The following is a 13,074-nucleotide window of genomic DNA, read 5'->3' as shown; positions in this document are numbered from 1 at the left end:
CACTAGGGTGCGTTCATGGGTGAACGCGCCGCCGCCGTTGTCTGGGACGCCGCTCTGCTCGGGTACGACATGGGGGGCGAGCACCCGTTCAACCCCATCCGCCTCGAACTGACCATGCGCCTCGCCCGCGCCCTGGGCGTCCTCGACGGTGTCGACCTGCTGGTGCCCGCCGCGGCCGAGGACGCCGACCTCGCCCGCGCGCACGACGTGTCCTACGTCGATGCCGTGCGGCAGGCGCCCAGCGTCGGCTGGGACGTCGGGCACGGGCTGGGCACCCCGGACAACCCGGTGTTCGATCACATGCACGCCGCCTCCGCGCTCGTCGTCGGCGGCTCCCTGCTGGCGGCCAGGACCATCGCCGAGGGCGCCGCCGACCGCGCGGTGACCATCGCGGGCGGCCTGCACCACGCCATGCGCGACCACGCCGCGGGCTTCTGCGTGTACAACGATTGCTCCGTCGCCATCTCCTGGCTGCTGGACAACGGTTTCGACCGCGTCGCCTACATCGATGTCGACGTCCACCACGGCGACGGCGTCCAGGCGGCCTTCTACGACGACCCGCGCGTGCTGACAGTGTCGCTGCACCAGCACCCGGCCACGCTCTGGCCGGGCACCGGTTTCGTCAACGAGCTGGGAAGCGGCCCCGCGCAGGGCACCTCGGTGAACATCCCGCTCCCCCCGGGCACCAGGGACCCCGCCTGGCAGCGAGCCTTCCACGCCGTCGTGCCCTCCCTGCTCAAGGCATTCGCGCCCCAGGTGCTGGTCACCCAGTGCGGAGTGGACACTCACGCCGAGGACCCGCTGGCCGACCTGTCCCTGTCCGTCGACGGCCACCGCGCCACCTACCTGGCCCTGCGCGACCTCGCCGACCGGTACGCGGGCGGGAAGTGGCTGGCCACCGGTGGCGGCGGCTACCAGTTGCTGCGCGTCGTGCCGCGCTCGTGGACCCACCTGCTCGCCGCCGTGCTCGCCCGCGACGTCGCCCCCGCGACCCGGGTGCCGACCGAGTGGCTGCAGACCGTGCGCAAGGTCGCCCCGCACGCCGAGCTGCCGCTGAGCATGGGCGACGGCGCCGACACCGCGTTCGAGCCGTGGGAGGGCGGCATCGCCGACCCGGTGGACACCATCGTGCGCGACGTGCGCCGCGCGGTGTTCCCCCTGCACGGCCTCGACCCGGACGATCCGCGCGACTGAAGGAGGCGGGGCATGGACCCCTTCGACTACCCGCGCCGCTGGGACGCCGACGTGGTGCTCTCCGACGGCGGGACAGTGCACCTGCGCCCCATCCTGCCCACCGACGCCGACGCGCTGCTGGCCTTCCACGGCAGGCTCTCCGCGCGCACCCGGTACTTCCGCTACTTCGGCCCGTACCCCCGCATCCCGCCGAAGGACCTCCAGCGGTTCAGCACCGTCGACCACCACGACCGCGTGGCCTTCGTCGCGCTGCTGGGCGACGACATCATCGCCGTGGGCCGCTACGACCGCTATCCCGGGCAGGACTCCGCCGAGGTCGCCTTCGTGGTGGAGGACGCCCACCAGGGCCGCGGCCTGGGATCGATCCTGCTCGAGCACCTGGCCGCCGCGGCGCGCGAGCGCGGGCTGGCCAAGTTCGAGGCCGAGGTGCTGGCCGAGAACGCCCAGATGGTGCGGGTCTTCCGCGACGCCGGGTACCAGGTCAGCCGCGAGTTCGACGGGGGCCAGCTGCACCTGGAGTTCGCCATCGACCCGACCGAGGCGTCGGTGGAGGTGGCCAGGGCCCGCGAGCAGGCGGCCGAGGCGCGCAGCGTGCACAACCTGCTGCACCCGCGCTCGATCGCGGTGATCGGCGCGTCGACCGACCCGACCAAGATCGGCTACGCGGTGTTCTCCAACCTGCTGGCCGCCGACTTCGCCGGTCCGGTGTTCCCGGTCAACGCCGAGCACCCGTCGGTGCGCGGCGTGCGCGCCTACCCCTCGGTGCTCGACATCCCCGACCCGGTGGACCTGGCCGTGGTCGCCGTGCCCGCCGCGGGGGTGGACGAGGTCATGGACGCCTGCCTGGCCAAGGGCGTCAAGGCACTCGTCGTGGTGTCCTCCGGGTTCGGCGAGACCGGTCCGGACGGGCGCGGCGCCGAGCGCAGGCTGGTCGACGAGGCCCGCGCGCACGGCATGCGGGTCGTCGGCCCGAACGCCCTCGGCGTGGTGAACCTCGACCCGGCCGTCCGCCTCAACGCCACCCTGGCGCCCACCCTGCCCGGCCGCGGCCGCACCGGCTTCTTCTGCCAGTCCGGGGCGCTGGGCACCGCGATCCTCGCCGACGCCGCCACGCGCGGGCTCGGGCTCTCGACGTTCGTCAGCGCGGGCAACCGCGCCGACGTCTCGGGCAACGACCTGCTCCAGTACTGGGAGACCGACCAGTCGACCGACGTCGTCCTGCTGTACCTGGAGTCCTTCGGCAACCCGCGCAAGTTCGCCCGGCTGGCCAGGCGGCTGGGGCGCGCCAAGCCGATCGTGGCGGTCAAGTCCGGCCGCAACGCGGTGCTGCCCGCGCTGGCCGCGACCGGCGTCGCGGTGGACGACGCGAGCGTGCAGGCGCTGTTCGAGCAGGCCGGGGTCATCCGGGTGGACTCGATCGCGCAGCTGTTCGACACCGCGCTGCTGCTCGCGCACCAGCCGCTGCCGCCGGGGGAGCGGGTCGCGGTGGTCGGCAACTCCACGGCGATCGGCGTGCTGGCCGCCGACGCGGCCCTGTCCCTCGGCCTGACCCTGGCCGACGACCCGGTGGACATCGGCGCGCAGGCCGGGCCGGACGCCTTCGCCGAGGCGGTCACCCGGACCCTGCGCCGCGACGACGTCGACGCGCTGGTCGTGGTCTTCGTGCCCCCGCTGGCCATCCCCGGGACCGCCTACGCCCGCGCGCTGCGCGAGGCCGCCGCCACGGTCGCGGAGGCCAAGCCGATCGTCTCGACGTTCCTGGCCGCGGAGGGCATCCCCGCCGAACTCGCCGTGCCCGGTCCCGACGGCGCGCCCGGCCAGGGCTCCATCCCCAGCTATCCCAGTCCGGAGCGGGCGGTGCTGGCGCTGGTGCGGGCGACGAACTACGCGCGGTGGCGCTCGACCCCGCCGGGGCATTTGGCGCGGCCGTCCGGGATCGACCGGAGCGCGGCGATGGCGGTGGTCGGCGCCGCACTGTCCGAATCGGGCAACACCGAGGTGGAGCTGGCCGATCCCCAGGTGCGGGACCTGCTGGCCGCGTACGGCATCCACGTCATGCCGTTCCGGGTGGTGGACGACGCCGAGGGCGCGGTCGCCGCCGCGGCGGAGCTGGGGCTGCCCGTGGTGATGAAGACGGCAGGCCGCCAGTTCCGCGGGCGCAGCGACATGATCGGCGTACGGCTGGACCTGTCCACTGACGACGCGATCTGCAACGCGTACGCCGAGCTGCGTTCTGTGTCCGGTGTGGACGGTGTCTATGTGCAGCGCATGGCGCCCAAGGGAACCTCCTGCACCATCGGTGTGCAAGACGACCCCTCGTTCGGCACCTTGGTCTCTTTCGGACTGGCCGGGCTGATCAGCGACCTGCTGGGCGACCGCGCCTACCGCGCGCTGCCCCTCACCGACACCGACGCCGCCGCCGTGGTCCGCGCCCCGAAAGCGGCTCCGCTGCTGGCGGGTTACGGCGGTGGCGAGCCCGCCGACCTCGGCGCGCTGGCCGACCTGGTGCTGCGGGTCGCCGCGCTGGCCGAGGACGTGCCCGAGGTGCGGGCGCTGACCCTGGAACCGGTGCTGGCCTCGGCGGCGGGCGCGTACGTGACCGGCGGCCGGGTGACCGTCGGCCCACCGCCGTCGCGCCACGACACCGGACCGCGCAGGCTGCGCGCCCCCGGTCTCTGACCCCTATGCTGGCTGACCATGCCCGCCGATCTGCCCACCTTCCGCGCGGGTGACCCTGTGCGCGCCGGGATTCCCGAGCACGGCCGGGTACCGCGCTACTACCCGGTCAAGATCGACCTGCTGGCCCTGATCGACAGCCTCGGCGTGGGGGCGGTGCTGCCGCCGGAGCGGGAGCTGGCCGAACGCTCGGGCGTGTCCAGGATGACGGTGCGCCAGGCGGTGGGGGAGCTGGTGCTGGAGGGCAGGCTCCAGCGCAGGCCGGGCGCGGGCACGTATGTCGCGCCGCCGAAGCTGGTGCAGCCGCTGGCCCTGGTCAGCTACACCGAGGACCTGCGCAACCGCGGTTTCGAGCCCGGCCGCAGCCCGGTCACCGTCGAGCACCTGCCCGCGTCGGTGGACATCGCCGGTGAGCTGGGCGTTCGCCCGGGGGCGATGGTGGTGCACCTGGAGCGGGTGCTGCTGGCCGACGGCGAGCGGGTCGGCCTGGAGTCGATCTACCTGGCGGAGTCCCGCTTCCCCGGTCTCGTCGACCGTTTCGACCCGGCCACCTCGCTCTACGCGCACTTGCGCGACCACTACGGCGTGGAGTTCGCCGCGGCCGAGGAGCGCTTGGAGACGGTGCTGGCGACCCCGCGCGAGGCCCTGCTGATCGGCACCAACCCGGCGCTGCCGATGCTGCTGCTCAACCGCCTCTCCAACGACCCCGACGGCGTCCCGATCGAGCGCGCCCGCTCCCTGTTCCGCGGCGACCGCTTCTCGTTCGTCACCAGGCTCGAATCCGTACGCCGGGCAACGTAGAAACCCGCAGGTCGTACGGTGTGGGGCTCAGCCGAAGAGCCGCTCCACAGCCCGACGCGCCCCACCCGGTCGCAGGCCGAACTGGGCTCATGACGCCGAACCCCGCACTCGCGACCGGCATCGGCGCCACCGCGGTCGTCGGCTGCCGCGGCGTTACCCGGTGCGGTCGAGGAGGAGTGCGGCCCCGAGCCCCGCGGTGGTGCTGACGCCTGCCACGCCGAGCCCGCCCGCGCAGCGTTCGAGGTTCTCCAGGCAGTCGCCGACGGTGATGGCGCCGGTGGCTCCCATGGGGTGGCCGGTGGCGATGGTGCCGCCCGCCGGGTTGAGGCGCTCCGGGCCCGCGTCGAAGTCCCGGCGCAGGCGCAGGCAGAGGGCGGCGAAGGACTCGGCGAACTCGAACACGTCGATCTCGGCGGCGCGGACCCCGGCGCGGCGCATGGCCTCGGACATGGCCTCCTGGCCCGCGGTCAGCATGGTCACCGGGTCGCGGGCGGTGACCGCGCTCGCGGCGACCCGGGCGCGGGGGCCCAGGCCCAGGCTCTGCGCCGCGCGCGCGTCGCCGATCAGGAGGAGGGCCGCGGCGTCGGCGGGCGCCGGTGAGGTGCCCGCGGTGTGGCAGTGGTCGACGTGCTCCGGCCAGGCTCGGGTGGCCAGGGCGAGGTCGTCCTGGCCGTCGGCGCCCACGCAGGCGAAGGCGGGCGGCAGGGCGGCCAGGGTGGTGGCCGTCGTGTCGGGCCGGATCAGCTCGTCGTGGGTCAGGCCGCCGACCGGGACCAGCGAGCGGGCGAAGGCGCCTGCCCGGCTCGCCGCCGCGGCCTTGTGGTGGGACTCGACGGCATAGGCGTCGAGGCCGGGGCGGGTGAAGCCGTCGATGGTGGCGTTGAGGTCGGCGGCGACCCCCATGTGCACGGCGCCGACGTGGTGGACCACGGCCACATCGGTCCAGAGGGGGCCGCGGTCGGTGGGCACCCGCGACATGCTCTCGACGCCGCCCGCCACCACCAGGCTCACCTCGCCCGCGCGCACCCTGGCGGCGGCGAGGGCCACCGCGTCCAGGCCCGACGCGCAGAACCGGTTCACCATCATCCCGGGGACGCGGTCACCCCACCCGGCCAGCAGGGTTGCGGTGCGAGCGGGGTTGGCGCCCTGCTCGCCGACCGGGGAGGCGCAGCCGAGCACCACGTCCTGCGCCGCCCCCTCGGCCAGGGCGGGGACGCGCGCGGCCAGGGCGCGCAGCAGCCCGGTGACCAGCTCCAGCGGGCCCAGGTGGTGCAGGCCGCCGCGCGGGGTGGCCCTGCCGCGGGCCGTCCGCACGTAGTCCAGGACGTAGGCCTGGTTCATGACGCCCCCTCACGTGAGCCTGGCCTGCTCACTTCGTCAGTTGTAGTCTCGGAATCCGGATACCCGCAAGCAGGGGCCTCCCACCCCGAACGGAGGAGTCCTGAGTGGACGTGGAGATCCTCGGCCGGGTGCTCAGCACCCTGCCCGACGACGACGATCACCCCTACCGCAGTGGCCCCTGGCGGCCGCAGACGGTCGAGCGGGCCGCGGTCGACCTTGAGGTGGTCGGCGAGATCCCGGCCGACCTCGACGGGGTGTACTTGCGCAACACCGAGAACCCGGTTCACCCGGCCATCGCCAACTACCATCCCTTCGACGGCGACGCAATGGTCCATCTGGTTGGCTTTCGGGAGGGAAAGGCGTTCTACCGCAACCGCTTCGTGCGCACCGACGGCTTCGTCGCCGAGCAGGAGGACGGGCGCTCGCTGTGGGCGGGGGTCGCCGAGAAGCCCGAGTCCGCCATTCGCCCGGACGGCTGGGGTGCGCGCGGCCGGATGAAGGACGCGTCGAGCACCGACATCGTCGTGCACGCGGGCGTGGCCCTCACCAGCTTCTACCAGTGCGGCGAGCTCTACCGGCTGGACCCGCTGACCCTGGACACCCTCGGGAAGTCCACTTGGCACGGTGACTTCCCGGCGCGCGGGGTCTCCGCGCACCCCAAGGTCGACGGCGACACCGGCGAGATGCTGTTCTTCGACTACGGAAAAGACGAACCTTACTTACGTTACGGCGTCATTGACGCCGACAACCGCCTCATGCACTACACCGACGTCGAGCTGCCCGGTCCGCGCCTGCCCCACGACATGGCCTATACCGAGAATTACGCCATCCTCAACGACTGCCCCCTGTTCTGGGACCCGGCCGCGCTGGCCAAGGGCGCGCACTCGGCTCGCTTCCACCGCGACATGCCGCTGCGCCTGGGTGTCATCCCCCGGCGGGGCACCGAGGTGCGGTGGTTCGAGGCCGAGTCCACCTACGTCCTGCACTGGGCCAACGCCTACGAGGACGGCGACGAGATCGTGCTCGACGGGTTCTTCCAGGGCGACCCGGAAGGCCGCGGCGGCACCTTCCCCGGTGAGCAGCGCTATGCCCGCGCGTTCCGGATGCTCTCCCTGGACGGAATGCGGACCCAGCTGCACCGTTGGCGGCTCAACCTGGCCACCGGCACCGTGAAGGAGGAACGGCTCAGCGAGTCCATCACCGAATTCGGTATGATCAACCCGGGGTTCGCGGGCAAGTCCTACCGCTACGCCTACGCGTCCACCGGAGAGCCGGGCTGGTTCCTGTTCAACGGCCTGGTCCGCCACGATCTGCGCGGTGGCGCTGAGGACCGCTACCACTACGGCGCCGGGGTGTTCGGCAGCGAGACCGCCGTCGCGCCCCGGACGGGGGCCCGCGACGAAGATGACGGATACCTGATCACGATGACCACGGACATGACCGCCGACCGCTCCGAGTGCCTGGTGTTCGACGCCGCGCGCCTCGCCGACGGGCCGGTGGCGCGCGTGCGGTTGCCCGAGCGGGTCAGCAGCGGCACCCACAGCACGTGGGCGCCGGGATCGACCCTGCCGGGATGGGGCACGGCCGACGACCCGGCCGCGGCGCTCGGGCTGTCATGATCCATCCGCCGGATGAGCCGACCAGGCTCGGCGCGGGCGGCGACAACGCCATCGCGTGGTCCATCGGCATCACCGCGGACGAGTGGACCCTGCTGATCCTGCGCCACGCCCTCAGCGACGGCGTCACCCGGTTCCAGCAGTGGCAGGAGCTGCTGCCGATCGCCAGCGCGGTGCTGACCTCCCGGCTGCGGCGCATCTGCGAGGTCGGCATCCTCGAACTGGTGGCCTACGCGGAGAAGCCGCTGCGCCACGAGTACCGGCTGACCCCGCGCGGGGCGTCGCTGTGGCCGATGATGGTGGCGATCTGCGGCTGGGAGGGCACCTGGGCACACGGCCAGGCCGAGCCGGTCCCGATCCTCGTGCACCGCGCCTGCGGCCGCCGGTTCGACCCCGTGCTGGCGTGCTGGACCTGCGGGGCCATCGTCGAGCCGCGCCACGTCACCGGCGAGTTCGGCCCCAGCGGGTCGTGGCCCCGTTCGGCGCCCAACACCACGATGCGGCGGCGGTCCAGCGGGTCCTCGGCGCTGGGGCCCGGCTTCTTCCCCCACACCCGCGTGCTGGTCGGCAACCGCTGGTCGGCGGCCATGATGGGCGCGGCCTACCTTGGCGCGCACCGGTTCTCGGAGTTCCAGCGCCGCCTCGGCGCCCCCGCGACGGTCATCGCCGACCGGCTGCGCCGCTTCCAGGACATCGGCGTGCTGCGCGCGGTCGGCGGGGAGGTGCGGCCGGACCGCTCGGAGTACCGGCTCACCGACAAGGGCCGGGCGTTCTTCCCGGTGGTGATGTCGGCGATCGAGTGGGGCCAGCGCTGGTTCCTCGCCCCCGAGGGGCCCGCGGTGACGTTTCGCCACCGCGACTCCGACCACCCGTTCTCGGTGATGCTGCGCTGTTCGGAGTGCCTGGGCGTGCTCGCGGGCCGGGAGATCGCCGTGGTTCCGGGCGCGGCCGTGCAACCCCGCCACGGAGCCGTTCCGTCCTGAGCACATGATGACCCGACGTCTTGGAATCCTCGTCGGGACCGCCCTGCTCGCGGTCGCAACGGCTTGCGCCGAACCGCAGTCCGCGCCCGAGCAGGCGCCTGTCCCGCCAGCCCAGTCCGCGCCAGCCCAGTCCGCGCCCGCGGCCGAGCCGGAGGACCAGTCCGGCCGCACCCCACCGGCCGGTTCCGACCCGGTGCCCGCGGCCCAGGTGGTGACCGAAGCCCTCCCCGAGGGCTACCCCGTCACCGTCTGGACCGCCGATGACGGCACCACCGTCGGCGCCGTCGCTCAAGAAGGCGGCTGTGGCAAGGCCAGCGCCGAGGTGACCGGGCAGTCCGGTGAGCAGGTGGTGATCACCCTGGTCGAGACCACGCCGAAGAAGGCGGAGATGTGCACCATGGACATCCGCTACCAGAAGCTGACCGTCGAACTCGACCAGCCGCTCGGTGACCGCGAGGTCGTCCTGAAGTCCGAGCAGCGCCAGTCCTGACACCGCTCTGGTCCTGATCTCCCGTTGTCCCATGTCCCGTTGTCCCGTGCCCCGGTCGGCCTGCCCCACCGACCGGGGCACCGCCCTGTCATCACCCGCTCGGTCGATTGCTTTTCACCGAAGTGCAACGCGGCGGCGCGGCGGTACCGTCCTTCACCCATGAAGCGTTTCCTGATCCCCGCCGCTCTGCTGGTTCTGGCGACCGCGGGCGCGTGTGGTGAGCGGCCCGACGCCGTCCCGGAGATCCCGGGCGGGGCGTCGCTCTCGCTGACGATGCCCACCAAGCCGAGCGTGCCGGTCGCACCGCCCACCGACACCGTCGACCCGACCGGGCCGAGCGTGAGCCTGGGGCCGTCCGGGGTCGTGGTCCCGTCCGGGTACACCGAGCTGCCCGCCGGGCAGGTCGACGCCAAGGCGCTGCCCGCGGACGTCTACACCGACCGTCGGGTGTGGGCGGCGCCGGACGGGCGGTCCCTGCAGCTGTTCGCCGTCGCCCCGGACCCGTGCACCGAGGTGCGGGCGACCGTGGAGAGCGCGGGCGCGGACGTGGTGACCCTGGCGTTGAGCCCGGTGCCGCACCCGCTCGGCGGTCCGGAGGGGCAGGTGTGCGCGACGGTGGTGACGCCGAAACCGGTGTCGGTGCGCCTCGCGGACGTCTTGGGGGACAGGAAGGTTGTCCTCACCGAGGGTCCGTGAAACTGTGACCCTGATCACCAGACGTTCGACCTGACTGGACTGTCGCCTGTCGACTCCCGATTCGCCCCGCCCCCGTTGGCGCCGCTGTAGCGGACTGCTTACGGGGGCGGTTTCATACCAGGTCACCCTGCGTCTCGCGCACCGGCCCTTCGGCCGGATGATCTCTGCTCATTCCTGAGAACACGCTGAGTAAGCGATCTCGGTGTCCGATTCATCCTTGAGCTGCGAAAATTGAGCGGCAGCACACACTGTTTGCCTAATCGGTTGCGCATGGTTAGCGTTCGGCCTTCGTCACGGTTCGGTTACGAGCTTGTGGTTCGTGGTTCCCCCGCCGCGTGCCACCCGGGATCCCCCGCCCGGTCGCTCATCCGGACCTCCCCGAGACGGAAGGCACCACCCATGCCCACAGAGGGCCGCAGCTTGCCCCCAGCGCGTCGCGCCCGGGGCAAGCACCGCAAGAAGTCCGCATTCCCCGGCGGACACGTGGCAACCACCGTGGTGGCCGCGGGCGTCGTCGCCGCTGTTGGACAGTCCCTGATCGGCGCGCCCGCGGCCTCCCGGCCCGACTCGGCCGTGAGCGACGTGCTCACGATGGCTTTCACCACCGAGCCCGTGGCCGAGAAGGTGCGCTCGTACCCGACGCTCATCCCCACCCGCACCCCCGTCGCGAACCCGCTGACCGAGATCAAGCAGCTGGACAAGGTCACCGAGCTGCGCGAGCGCCAGCACAAGGCCCTGGAGGCCGAGCGCGCCCGCGTCGCCGAGAACAAGCGCAAGGCCGAGGTCGAGCGCAAGGCGGCCGCTGAGCGCAAGGCGGCGGCCGAGCGCAAGGCGGCGGCCGAGCGCAAGGCGTCGGCTGAGCGGAAAGCCTCGGCCGAGCGCAAGACCGTCGCCCGCAAGGCGGCCACGCAGAAGCGGACCAGCGGCTGGGTCAAGCCCACCGTCGGCCGCTTCACCTCCGGGTTCGGCGCCCGCTGGGGCACCACGCACTACGGCGTCGACATCGCCAACTCCATCGGCACGCCGATCCTGGCCGCCGCCTCCGGCACCGTGATCGACGCCGGTCCGGCGAGCGGGTTCGGCCTGTGGGTGCGGGTCCGCCACAACGACGGCTCGATCACCGTCTACGGCCACGTCAACGAGATCCTGGTCGGCAACGGCACCAGGGTCACCGCGGGCCAGCAGATCGCGACCATGGGCAACCGCGGCCAGTCCACCGGTCCGCACCTGCACTTCGAGGTGTGGGCGGACGGCGGCCGCAAGGTCAACCCGGTCCCGTGGATGGCCGCCCGCGGCGCTCCGCTGACCTAGGCACGTGCGAAAGCCCGCTCGGAGGTACGCCGCCGAGCGGGCTTCGCGCTGTTCAGCGGCGGAACGAGATCTGCAGGGTGGGCTGGGAGGTGCCCGCGAAGAAGTCGTTGCCCTTGTCGTCGACCACGACGAAGGCGGGGAAGTCCTCGACCTCGATCCGCCAGACCGCCTCCATGCCCAGCTCGGCGTACTCCAGGACGTCGACCTTCTTGATGCAGTCCTGCGCGAGCCGGGCGGCGGGCCCGCCGATGGAGCCCAGGTAGAAGCCGCCGTGGGCCTGGCAGGAATCGGTGACCTGCTTGGAGCGGTTGCCCTTGGCCAGCATCACCATCGACCCGCCCGCGGCCTGGAACTGCTCGACGTAGGAGTCCATGCGCCCGGCCGTGGTGGGGCCGAAGGAGCCCGAGGCGTAGCCGTCGGGGGTCTTCGCCGGGCCCGCGTAGTAGACGGGGTGATCACGCAGGTACTGCGGCATGGGCTCGCCCGCGTCCAGCCGCTCCTTGATCTTGGCGTGGGCGATGTCGCGGGCCACGACCAGCGGCCCGGACAGCGACAGCCGCGTCTTCACCGGCAGCGCGGACAGCGTCGCCAGGACCTCCGGCATCGGCCGGGTGAGATCGATGCGCACGACCTCGTCGGAGAGCTCCTCGCCGTGGATGTCCGGCAGGAAGTGGGCCGGGTCGCGTTCGAGCTGCTCCAGGTAGATGCCGTCCGGGGTGATCTTCGCCTTGGCCTGCCGGTCGGCCGAGCAGGACACCGCGATGCCCACCGGGCAGGACGCGCCGTGGCGGGGGAGCCGGATGACGCGCACGTCGTGGCAGAAGTACTTGCCGCCGAACTGGGCGCCGATGCCGAACTCCCTGGTCATCGCGAGCACCTGCTGCTCAAGGTCGACGTCGCGGAAGCCGTGGCCCAGCGCGGAGCCCTGGGTGGGCAGGGTGTCGAGGTAGCGGGCGGAGGCCAGCTTGGCCACCTTGAGGTTCTGCTCCGCCGACAGGCCCCCGACGACGATCGCCAGGTGGTACGGCGGGCAGGCGGCCGTGCCCAGGCCGCGGAGCTTCTCGTCGAGGAACGTGGCCAGCCGCTTGGGGTTCAGGACCGCTTTCGTCTCCTGGTAGAGGAAGGTCTTGTTGGCGGACCCGCCGCCCTTGGCCATGAACAGGAACTCGTAGACCGGGTCCGTCCCCGGCTTGGTGTGGATCTCGATCTGCGCGGGGAGGTTGGTCCCGGTGTTCTTCTCGTCCCAGAACGACACCGGCGCCATCTGCGAATACCGCAGGTTCAGCTCCTGGTACGCCTCGTACACCCCGCGCGCGAGCGCCTGCTCGTCGGTCCCGCCGGTCAGCACCGACTCGGTCCGCTTGCCCATGATGATCGCGGTGCCGGTGTCCTGGCACATCGGCAGCACACCGCCCGCCGCGATGCAGGCGTTGCGCAGCAGGTCCATCGCCACGAACCGGTCGTTGCCGCTGGCCTCGGGATCGTCGACGATGGCGCGCAGCTGGGCCAGGTGGCTGGTGCGCAGCAGGTGCTGGATGTCCTTGACGGCTTCTTTGGCGAGCGCGGTCAGCGCCGCGGGCTCGACTTCGAGGAACCGCCTCCCCGCCGCCTCGACCACCCGCACCCCGTCGGGGGTGACCAGCCGGTACTCGGTGGTGTTGTCCGGCCCCAGGGGCAGGACGTCGGTGTAGTCGAAACTCGGGGTGGCGGTCACGGTCCAGCGGCTCCCTTGCGCGCGTCCGGGAAATGCCCCTGAAAGTACCCCCACCGAGAAGGCGCGCCACCGCCGTCCCGGTGTGATTCCGGACCCGGAAAAGCCGGAAGGCCGAGGCGGCCCCCGGCCGCCCCGACCTCCCGTCGACAGCGGGCGCGGACCACCGGCCCACCCCGCGAAGCTCCCCAGCGCCCTGCGCTGGTCTGGTAGACAGTGCCGTGATGCCGGTCACATGTCAACGCGTCTATATGA

The 13,074-nt window shown here is 72.5% G+C and carries 10 protein-coding genes; 8 read left to right on the top strand and 2 right to left on the bottom strand.

The features are described 5' to 3' along the window. Positions 1–15: 15 nt before the first annotated feature. The 3 genes from ACTG9Q_RS17130 to ACTG9Q_RS17120 are packed head-to-tail and all read left to right on the top strand — an operon-like array spanning position 16 to position 4,671. Complete coding sequence (locus ACTG9Q_RS17130) at positions 16–1,194, top strand: acetoin utilization protein AcuC (protein ID WP_455573786.1); 1,179 nt, start codon at positions 16–18, stop codon at positions 1,192–1,194. 12 nt (positions 1,195–1,206) lie between these two features. Beyond that, positions 1,207–3,873: a bifunctional acetate--CoA ligase family protein/GNAT family N-acetyltransferase gene (locus tag ACTG9Q_RS17125; protein ID WP_455573785.1), complete on the top strand. Its 2,667-nt coding sequence runs from the start codon at positions 1,207–1,209 to the stop codon at positions 3,871–3,873. A gap of 18 nt (positions 3,874–3,891) precedes the next feature. Continuing rightward, a complete protein-coding gene (locus tag ACTG9Q_RS17120; protein WP_455573784.1) occupies positions 3,892–4,671 on the top strand; it encodes a GntR family transcriptional regulator in 780 nt (259 codons plus the stop codon). A 153-nt stretch (positions 4,672–4,824) separates the two neighbouring features. On the opposite strand, the gene ACTG9Q_RS17115 is transcribed toward ACTG9Q_RS17120, so the two are convergent. After that, complete coding sequence (locus ACTG9Q_RS17115) at positions 4,825–6,012, bottom strand: acetyl-CoA C-acyltransferase (protein WP_455573783.1); 1,188 nt, start codon at positions 6,010–6,012, stop codon at positions 4,825–4,827. Positions 6,013–6,116: 104 nt separating this feature from the next. Here ACTG9Q_RS17115 and ACTG9Q_RS17110 point away from each other — a divergent pair, with 104 nt between their 5' ends. The 5 genes from ACTG9Q_RS17110 to ACTG9Q_RS17090 all read left to right on the top strand — a co-directional run bounded on the left by ACTG9Q_RS17110 (position 6,117) and on the right by ACTG9Q_RS17090 (position 11,108). Then, positions 6,117–7,631, top strand: coding sequence for a carotenoid oxygenase family protein (locus ACTG9Q_RS17110; RefSeq protein ID WP_455573782.1), 1,515 nt, complete (start codon positions 6,117–6,119; stop codon positions 7,629–7,631). Next, on the top strand, positions 7,628–8,611 hold the full coding sequence (locus ACTG9Q_RS17105; RefSeq protein WP_455573781.1) for a winged helix-turn-helix transcriptional regulator: 984 nt from the start codon (positions 7,628–7,630) through the stop codon (positions 8,609–8,611). The genes ACTG9Q_RS17110 and ACTG9Q_RS17105 overlap by 4 nt, the downstream gene beginning before the upstream one ends. A gap of 7 nt (positions 8,612–8,618) precedes the next feature. Further along, positions 8,619–9,101, top strand: a complete 483-nt coding sequence (locus tag ACTG9Q_RS17100) for a hypothetical protein (protein ID WP_455573780.1) — start codon at positions 8,619–8,621, stop codon at positions 9,099–9,101. 159 nt (positions 9,102–9,260) lie between these two features. Next, entirely contained in the window at positions 9,261–9,797 is a 537-nt protein-coding gene (locus ACTG9Q_RS17095) for a hypothetical protein (protein WP_455573779.1), read from the top strand. A 483-nt stretch (positions 9,798–10,280) separates the two neighbouring features. Then, entirely contained in the window at positions 10,281–11,108 is an 828-nt protein-coding gene (locus ACTG9Q_RS17090; protein ID WP_455573778.1) for a M23 family metallopeptidase, read from the top strand. Positions 11,109–11,160: 52 nt separating this feature from the next. Here ACTG9Q_RS17090 and ACTG9Q_RS17085 read toward each other — a convergent pair whose 3' ends face one another. Continuing rightward, positions 11,161–12,822, bottom strand: a complete 1,662-nt coding sequence (locus ACTG9Q_RS17085; protein ID WP_455573777.1) for a fumarate hydratase — start codon at positions 12,820–12,822, stop codon at positions 11,161–11,163. Positions 12,823–13,074 lie beyond the last annotated feature (252 nt).

This window comes from Actinokineospora lacus (assembly GCF_053813445.1).
The sequence above is the reverse complement of the archived record's forward strand: the minus strand, read 5'-3'. Positions and strand labels throughout refer to the sequence as shown.

Excerpts from the sequence above, each read along its gene's own strand:
- ACTG9Q_RS17130 (WP_455573786.1), top strand. The coding sequence starts at position 16 with ATGGGTGAACGCGCCGCCGCCGTTGTCTGGGACGCCGCTCTGCTCGGG.
- ACTG9Q_RS17125 (WP_455573785.1), top strand. The coding sequence starts at position 1,207 with ATGGACCCCTTCGACTACCCGCGCCGCTGGGACGCCGACGTGGTGCTC.
- ACTG9Q_RS17120 (WP_455573784.1), top strand. The coding sequence starts at position 3,892 with ATGCCCGCCGATCTGCCCACCTTCCGCGCGGGTGACCCTGTGCGCGCC.
- ACTG9Q_RS17115 (WP_455573783.1), bottom strand. The coding sequence starts at position 6,012 with ATGAACCAGGCCTACGTCCTGGACTACGTGCGGACGGCCCGCGGCAGG.
- ACTG9Q_RS17105 (WP_455573781.1), top strand. The coding sequence starts at position 7,628 with ATGATCCATCCGCCGGATGAGCCGACCAGGCTCGGCGCGGGCGGCGAC.
- ACTG9Q_RS17100 (WP_455573780.1), top strand. The coding sequence starts at position 8,619 with ATGACCCGACGTCTTGGAATCCTCGTCGGGACCGCCCTGCTCGCGGTC.
- ACTG9Q_RS17095 (WP_455573779.1), top strand. The coding sequence starts at position 9,261 with ATGAAGCGTTTCCTGATCCCCGCCGCTCTGCTGGTTCTGGCGACCGCG.